Origin of the sequence: Amphritea sp., assembly GCF_048266285.1 — a bacterium.
Taxonomy (GTDB): Bacteria; Pseudomonadota; Gammaproteobacteria; order Pseudomonadales; family Balneatricaceae; genus Amphritea.
The window spans coordinates 1-5,249 of record NZ_JBLWZV010000049.1 but is presented as its reverse complement, the minus strand read 5'-3'; the positions used below and the strand labels follow the sequence as shown (position 1 = coordinate 5,249).

Annotated in this window: 5 protein-coding genes; all 5 read right to left on the bottom strand. The window is 48.4% G+C overall.

Annotated elements, in window-relative coordinates; all coding sequences use genetic code 11:
• Positions 1–822, bottom strand: an 822-nt coding sequence (locus tag ACN0T0_RS20335) for a TDP-N-acetylfucosamine:lipid II N-acetylfucosaminyltransferase (RefSeq protein WP_417228691.1), incomplete at its 3' end; no start/stop codon positions are given.
• 13 nt (positions 823–835) lie between these two features.
• Entirely contained in the window at positions 836–1,717 is an 882-nt protein-coding gene (gene rfbA, locus ACN0T0_RS20330; RefSeq protein WP_417228689.1) for a glucose-1-phosphate thymidylyltransferase RfbA, read from the bottom strand.
• Positions 1,714–2,829, bottom strand: a complete 1,116-nt coding sequence (rfbB, locus tag ACN0T0_RS20325; RefSeq protein ID WP_417228687.1) for a dTDP-glucose 4,6-dehydratase — start codon at positions 2,827–2,829, stop codon at positions 1,714–1,716. Before rfbB ends, rfbA begins: the two co-directional genes overlap by 4 nt.
• Positions 2,830–2,870: 41 nt before the next feature.
• The gene (gene wecC, locus ACN0T0_RS20320) at positions 2,871–4,124 is read right to left on the bottom strand and encodes a UDP-N-acetyl-D-mannosamine dehydrogenase (RefSeq protein WP_417228685.1); all 1,254 of its coding nucleotides are present in this window, start codon (positions 4,122–4,124) and stop codon (positions 2,871–2,873) included.
• 60 nt (positions 4,125–4,184) lie between these two features.
• Positions 4,185–5,249 (bottom strand): non-hydrolyzing UDP-N-acetylglucosamine 2-epimerase (gene wecB, locus ACN0T0_RS20315; protein ID WP_417228683.1); only part of this gene is annotated, 1,065 nt, incomplete at its 5' end.

The window sequence follows — 5,249 nt, the reverse complement described above, 5'->3', positions numbered from 1 at the left end:
CCGCTTGTGGTTAAAAATTGCAATATCTATACTATTTAAAAAATTTAGATATTGATCAAACGGCATTAGAGAAGCCAGCGGGAAAAACTTATCTCCGAACCAAGCTTTTCCCTGTTTAATCACTTTATTAGCATGAGCTTGATCACCATAGGACAATGGCACGTATACTCTGATGTCATGATCTCTGCATGGCAATAGATTTTCAAGTGATTCTAGGTGATTGTTACTCGGGTCGGCGGAGTTACCAACCAGTATGTTCAGTCCCGAATGTTCCTCATGTGCTCGCTCAGCATCTTGCAGAACCTGTAGGTTTACCACATTGCTGAGGTACATGAGACACTCATGATACTCCCCTCGAGCGCCATACCATTTTCGCGCTAACTCTACATCACCTGGTATGTAGGTAATCAAATGACCTATGCGTTTTATTACGAATTTCCTTAACCTCTCTATCACTTTATCTTTGACGCGAGGCTTAGGCTTCTGATATTGATAAAGATCTCCGCCCCAAATAACCCAGTAGCATTTTTTCAGTAGCCATGGGCAAAGTGCTAAGAGAACGCTGACCCTCGGATTAAAAAGGCCATGGAGAATCAATTTTCTCGCGCGGTGCAGCATTAAAAACAACTTAAAGTAAGCAATCAACTGCCCAGCTATCGTGGGACCGGCGATGAAAACATTGTCAGTTTTTTCTATAGGGTGCTGTTTTAACTTTTGAGTTCCCGCAAGCCAGAACTGATGATCTTCTGTATCAAACTCTTCGTTTACCAATATTATGAATGGGGGTATAAATCTATCAACGTTACAAACATGCAAGATCATTAATTATGATTCCTTAGATCTCGCCGTTGACCAGAGCCCGCAAGTACTCGCCATAACCATTCTTCCGCAGCTCTTTCGCCTGCTTTGCAAGCGCGTCTTTACTCAACCAGCCTTGGCTGAAGGCAATCTCTTCCAAACATGCGATTTTGTACCCCTGCCTTTTTTCAATTGTCTCAACGAACTGTGCCGCCTCGAGCAGACTCTCATGTGTGCCCGTGTCGAGCCACGCAAACCCGCGACCAAGCAGCTCTACATTTAGCTGGCCTTTTTCTAGATATGCCCGATTTACGTCTGTAATTTCGAGCTCCCCTCGATGCGACGGCTTTACAGATTTCGCAATATCGACCACGTGATTATCGTAGAAATATAGGCCTGTTACGGCAAAGTGAGACTGCGGTTTCTTGGGTTTTTCTTCGATAGATACCGCCTTTTTATGCTCGTCAAACGCAACAACTCCAAATCTTTCAGGGTCTTTTACTTGATATCCAAAGACTGTTGCGTTTTCTCCCTTTTCGGTTCGCTTAACCGCATCCCTGAGTTTAGGGGTAAAACCTTGGCCATAAAATATGTTATCCCCCAAGGCCAGACAGACAGCGCTGTCACCGATAAACTGTTCTCCAATAATGAATGCCTGCGCCAAGCCGTCCGGGTTTGGCTGGACTGCGTAGCTCAAACTGATGCCGAACTGGCTGCCACTACCAAGGGCTCGTTTGAATCCAGCTTGATCTTCAGGAGTAGTAATAATCAGTATTTCTCTTATCCCTGCGAGCATGAGCACCGACAATGGATAGTAGATCATCGGCTTGTCATATATCGGCAAAAGCTGCTTTGATGTGCCGAGAGTTATCGGATACAAGCGTGTGCCGGAGCCGCCGGCTAAGATTATTCCTTTCATGAACACTCCCTCATCTGTCCCAAACGCTGTCTCTGGTAGGTACCGTCCTGAACGTTCTTACACCATTCTAGATTTGCCAGGTACCACTCGACGGTTTTTCGGATTCCAGTTTGAAAGGTCTCCTCCGGCTGCCACCCTAGGTCTCTCTGGATTTTGCTGGCATCGATTGCATATCTCAGATCGTGGCCCGGCCTATCGCTAACGTAAGTGATAAGATCTCGGTAGGCTTTCAAACCTTCCGGTTTGTTTGGAGCCAAGTCTTCAAGGACGTCACAGATTGTTTCGACAACAACGATGTTCTCTTTCTCGTTATGTCCACCAATATTGTATGTCTCTCCAGGCCTACCTTCTGTTATTACTCGATACAGCGCACATGCATGATCCTCTACATATAGCCAGTCACGAATCTGGTCGCCTTTACCGTATATCGGCAGAGGCTTTGCTTCGAGCGCGTTGAGAATCACCAAGGGAATCAGTTTTTCAGGAAAATGGTAGGGGCCGTAGTTGTTGCTGCAATTCGTAACGAGTATTGGGAGGCCATAGGTCCGATGCCATGATCTCACAAGATGGTCTGAGCTTGCTTTGCTGGCTGAGTATGGTGAGCTTGGGTCGTAAGGGGTTTTTTCTGTGAATAATTGTGGTGTAGCTAGCTCCCCTTGCCCCTCTCCTGCTAGTAAAGAGGGGGTTGAGCCTAGGTCGCCGTACACTTCGTCGGTGCTTATATGGTGGAATCGGAAGTTCTTGCTGCGGTCTGCGCCCATGGACTGCCAGTATTGACGGGCAGCCTCCAGCAAGATGTATGTGCCCACGACATTCGTTTCAATAAATGCCCCAGGGCCGTCGATGGAGCGATCTACGTGGCTTTCTGCGGCCAAATGCATAATTACGTCTGGCTGATGCTGTAATAGCACACGATCCACTTCGGCCCGGTTGCATATATCTACTCGCTCAAAGGCATAGCTGCTGCTGTCACTCACGGCAGCCAAACTACCGAGGTTACCCGCATAAGTAAGCTTGTCGAGATTGACCACCTCATCATCGGTGTTCTGCAAAATGTGGCGTATGACGGCCGAACCAATGAATCCAGCACCGCCTGTAATTAGTAATTTCATATTTCTATATTTTCCAGAGAATTTGCCTTTCGCGAATGGGATTACCAGATACCTCTAGTATCGATAATAATGCCAGACTGAGGGGCTTTCGCTTTGAAGGACTTATGATCAACCAGCAGAACATGAATATCTGCTTCGTTTTTGGCTTCCGCCTCACTGACCAACGTTGCGTTACTTAACTTCTGGGGCAGTTCCCGGATATTAGGCTCTACCATAAGGACTCGGCCCACATGGTCATGCTGAATAGAGGTGGCTATTTTCATTGCCGGGCTCTCTCTCAGATCATCGATATCAGGTTTGAAGGCGAGCCCATAACAAGCCACAGTCACTTCCCGAGCGGTTTTTTCAGGGTTCGTCTGCAAAAAATCAGCAATTGCCAGTTTAACTTTTTGCTGAACCCATTGCGGTTTGCCATCGTTTACCTGTCTGGCAGTGGCGATCAGCCGCGATTCCTCTGGAGCGCTGCTCACAATGAACCAGGGATCAACGGCTATACAGTGGCCGCCAACGCCCGGCCCAGGCTGCAGGATGTTTACCCTAGGGTGAAGGTTTGCTAATCGAATCAATTCCCACACATCGATCTTAAGCCGATCGCAAATCGTTGATAGTTCGTTTGCAAATGCAATGTTCACATCACGGAAACTGTTTTCGGTAAGTTTGCACATTTCCGCGGCACGAGCACTGGTCACCACGCACTCTCCGTGCAAAAAAACGCGGTAGAGCTTACATGCAGCCTCGGAGCATTTCGGAGTCATGCCTCCTACCACTCTGTCATTCTCAACAAGTTCCCGAAGTACGTGCCCGGGCAAAACTCGCTCGGGGCAATGTGCAATTCGGATGTCCGATTCCTCGCCTTTTTGCTGTGGGAAGGTTAAGTCTGGGGGAGCTTCCGCAAGCCAAGCGGCCATATCTTCCGTTGCGCCAACCGGAGAAGTAGATTCCAAGATGACCAGATTGCCTTTCTCTAGCAAAGGTGCAATAGATCTGGCAGCAGACTTGATGTAACTGAGATCCGGCTCGTGATTGTCACCTTTAAACGGTGTCGGCACGGCGATCAGGAAAGCATCGGCTCGTTCAGGCTGCCGGGTAGCACGGAGATAGCCTTCGTTTACGGCAGCATGTACCACCATATCCAGATCTGGCTCTACAATGTGAACTTCCCCTTTGTTGATCGTGTCTATGGCGTGCTGATTTACATCCACACCTATAACTTTCACCTTACGTGACGCAAATACGGCTGCAGTGGGAAGGCCAATGTAACCGAGTCCGATAACGGAAATGGTGCGAAAACTCATAGATTCCTCTTCAAATAGATAGGTCGACGGGTTGCCTAAGGGCAGCCACGACTAGTGGAGCTATATACCCGCCAATATTTCTATAATCCTGTTGGTTGCTTTGCCATCGCCATAGGGATTGTGGGCTTTGGTCATGGCTTCGTAAGCATCGGGGTCTTGCAGCAAGGTAGTTAACTCTCGAGTAATATTATCAATGTTCGTGCCAACTAGTTTAACCGTACCCGCATCTACCGCTTCGGGGCGTTCGGTGGTGTCCCGCATTACAAGAACCGGTTTCCCTAGAGAAGGAGCTTCTTCCTGTATGCCGCCGGAATCGGTGAGTATTACTGAAGCCCGGTTCATCAGATAAACAAAAGGCAAGTAGTCCAGTGGCTCAATCAAGCTGATGTTACTGATGCCCTTCAATAAGCGGTTGACGGGTTGCTGAACGTTTGGGTTCAGATGGACCGGATACACGATCTGTACGTCAGGATGTTTAGTTGCTGTTCTAACCAAGGCTTCACAGATTCTCTCAAAGCCGCCACCGAAGCTTTCTCGACGATGCCCGGTGACCAATATCAGCCTTTTGTCCTCACTCAGAAAGGGAAAGCCAGCTTTTAGGCCTTTATACAGGGGCTGATCGACATCAAGTTTCCCCACCACCTCAAGCAAGGCATCAATAATCGTGTTACCGGTAATATGAATGCTCTCTTCACTGATACCTTCTCGCCGCAGATTGGCTGCAGAAGTTTCAGTCGGCGCGAAGTGATATTGCGCCAGTGCACCAGTGAGCTTTCTGTTAGCTTCTTCTGGCCATGGCGAATACAGGTTTCCGGTTCTCAGGCCTGCCTCAACATGTCCAACAGGGATCTGTTGGTAGTACGCTGCGAGGGTTGTGGCGAAGGTGGTGGCAGTATCTCCGTGCACCAACACTGCGTCAGGCTTGAATTCGGAAAGGACCCCTCTCATGCCCTTCAAGATAGCAGTTGTTACATCAGTCAGATCTTGGCCAGGCTTCATGATGTTCAAATCATAGTCTGGCTCCACTTCAAAAAGGCCCAGAACCTGGTCTAACATTTCGCGATGCTGGCCCGTCACACACACTTTTGCGTTAAAACGGGGGTCTGCAGCAAGCTTGATTGCCAG